Source organism: Rhodococcus sp. O3 (assembly GCF_048897285.1).
Classification (GTDB): Bacteria; Actinomycetota; Actinomycetes; order Mycobacteriales; family Mycobacteriaceae; genus Rhodococcus.
Genome location: NZ_JBMBTE010000289.1, coordinates 1 through 1,846, shown reverse-complemented (window position 1 = coordinate 1,846; position 1,846 = coordinate 1). Strand labels below are relative to the sequence as shown.

At 71.3% G+C, this 1,846-nt stretch carries 4 protein-coding genes; 1 reads left to right on the top strand and 3 read right to left on the bottom strand.

The window, feature by feature from the left end; translation table 11 throughout:
* Positions 1-569, top strand: a 569-nt coding sequence (locus tag ACN675_RS29000; protein WP_420754091.1) for an HAD-IC family P-type ATPase, incomplete at its 5' end; no start/stop codon positions are given.
* 27 nt (positions 570-596) lie between these two features.
* Here ACN675_RS29000 and ACN675_RS28995 read toward each other — a convergent pair.
* From ACN675_RS28995 to ACN675_RS28985, 3 genes are all read right to left on the bottom strand, one after another.
* Positions 597-848: a hypothetical protein gene (locus ACN675_RS28995; protein WP_420754090.1), complete on the bottom strand. Its 252-nt coding sequence runs from the start codon at positions 846-848 to the stop codon at positions 597-599.
* On the bottom strand, positions 845-1,480 hold the full coding sequence (gene hisH / locus ACN675_RS28990; RefSeq protein ID WP_420754089.1) for an imidazole glycerol phosphate synthase subunit HisH: 636 nt from the start codon (positions 1,478-1,480) through the stop codon (positions 845-847). Before hisH ends, ACN675_RS28995 begins: the two co-directional genes overlap by 4 nt.
* Positions 1,477-1,846 (bottom strand): MFS transporter (locus ACN675_RS28985; RefSeq protein ID WP_420754088.1); only part of this gene is annotated, 370 nt, incomplete at its 5' end. The genes hisH and ACN675_RS28985, both read right to left, overlap by 4 nt.

Here is a 1,846-nt window from a genome sequence, read left to right as displayed (position 1 = left end):
TGCGCGACGAGTCTCGTCGGGCGATCGAGGCCCTGCACGCCCGCGGGGTGCGGGTCGCCATGATCACCGGCGACGCGCGTCAGGTCGCCGATGCCGTCGCCGCCGACCTGGACATCGACGAGGTGTTCGCCGAGGTGCTACCGGAACACAAGGACGCGAAGGTCACCGAACTGCAGCAGCGCGGCCACCGGGTCGCGATGGTCGGCGACGGCGTCAACGACGCACCGGCCCTCGCTCGCGCGGACGTCGGTGTCGCGATCGGCGCGGGCACCGACGTCGCGATCGAATCCGCCGGGGTGGTGCTGGCCGCGGACGATCCGCGGGCGGTGCTGTCGATCATCGAACTGTCGCGTGCCGGCTACCGGAAGATGTGGCAGAACCTGGTGTGGGCCACCGGCTACAACATCGTCGCGGTGCCGCTCGCCGCCGGCGTGCTGGCCTTCGCCGGGGTGGCGATCTCCCCTGCGGTCGCCGCGGTACTCATGTCGGTGTCCACCATCGTGGTTGCGCTCAACGCCCAGCTGCTGCGTCGCCTCGACCTGGATCCGGCCCGCCTGTCACGTCTGTGAATCCACGCACCGGGCGACGTGGTCCGGCTATCGGCGATCGTCCCCGCGCCCGTAGGCGCGGCGCGTCATCCGCGTCGACACGACACCCATCGCGGCGATCGCGCCGGCGATGCCGACCAGAACGATGATCAGCCCGACAACCGGACTCGGCTGCAGCACGATCATCAACACGGTGACGAGCGCGAGCACCGCGGTCGCCGAGCCGACGACCGCGAGCGCCAGCTTCCCCAGCGGCAGGTCCTTGCGCGGATCGTCGCTCCTGCCGCCGGCGCCGGTCACAGGCTGCCGACCCAGTTGCGCAGCAATACCGCGCCGGCGTCTCCGGACTTCTCCGGGTGGAACTGCGTCGCCGACAGCGGGCCGTTCTCCACGGCGGCGAGAAACCTGACTCCGTGCTCGGCCCACGTGAGCTTCGGCGGGGCGATGCGCTCGGGTTCGGGCAGTTCCCACACCTGCGCGGCGTAGGAGTGCACGAAGTAGAAGCGGGTGTCGGCGTCGAGGCCGGCGAACAGCACCGAGTCGGCTGGGGCCTCGACGGTGTTCCAGCCCATGTGCGGCAGCACCGGCGCGTCGAGGCGGGCGACCGTGCCCGGCCATTCGCCGCAGCCCTCGGTCTCGACGCCGTGCTCGACACCCTTCTCGAACAGGACCTGCATGCCCACGCAGATGCCGAGGACCGGCCGGCCTCCGGCCAGGCGGGTTCCGATGAGCTTCTCGCCCCCGACGGCCCGCAGGCCCTTCATGCACGCGTCGAACGCGCCGACGCCGGGAACGACGAGGCCGTCCGCGTTGAGCGCGACCTTCGGGTCCGCGGTGACTTCGACGTTCGCTCCGGTACGGGCCAGTGCCCGGGCAGCCGAATGCAGGTTGCCGGAACCGTAGTCGAGAAGGGCGACGTTCTTTGCGCTCATGGGTTCGATTCTATGGGTCGTGGTTTCGGGTCGGACGGCCCGGCAAGGCGGGCCAGGAGAGGAAGTACCGGAACGAGCACCGCGGCGATCGCGAAGGCCGCCGGGTAGCCCGCGGCGGTCGCGAGGGCGCCGAGTAGCAGAGAGCCGATGCCCGCCCCGGCGTCGAAGCCGATGTTCCAGGCGGCACTCGCGGATCCGATGTGGCTCGAACCGGCGCGACGGAACGCGACGAGCAGCGCCTCGTTCTGCACGATGCCGAAGCCGAGGCCGAAGCACGCCGCCGCGCCGATCAGCACCGCCGCGCCGGCGCGGTCGTCGGCGACGAGCGCGAACGGCACCATCGCGATCGCGGCGAGCGCCAACCCG

What these genes read in the sequence shown, in the direction of transcription:
- hisH (WP_420754089.1), bottom strand. Translation starts at nt 1,480, where the DNA reads ATGAGCGCAAAGAACGTCGCCCTTCTCGACTACGGTTCCGGCAACCTG.